At 40.4% G+C, this 292-nt stretch carries 1 protein-coding gene; it reads left to right on the top strand.

The features are described from left to right. Positions 1–292, top strand: a 292-nt coding sequence (locus R0K30_RS21560) for a DUF2512 family protein (protein WP_410612844.1), incomplete at both ends; no start/stop codon positions are given.

Genomic DNA, 292 nt, shown 5'->3' with positions numbered 1-292 from the left:
GTTTATTACAGTGATCTTAAGTTTAATCACTTATTTTGCGGGTGATTGCATGATTCTGCCGAGAACAAGCAATTTCACAGCCGTTGCAGCTGATTTCGGGATTTCATTCATTATATTATGGATATTCCTTATGAACATTGGCGGATTTAATGTCTCTCCTGCCGCGGCATCGGTTATCTCTGCACTTTGCATTTCTGTTTTTGAGGCATTTTTTCACCGGTATTTACAGCAATATGTACTTCCCGAAGATTATCAGGACACAACAGAGACGGATAGCACGCTATGGAGCTAT

Source organism: Bacillus sp. SIMBA_154 (genome assembly GCF_046536015.1).
GTDB classification, from domain to species: Bacteria; Bacillota; Bacilli; order Bacillales; family Bacillaceae; genus Bacillus; species Bacillus pumilus_P.
The sequence above is the reverse complement of the archived record's forward strand: the minus strand, read 5'-3'. Positions and strand labels throughout refer to the sequence as shown.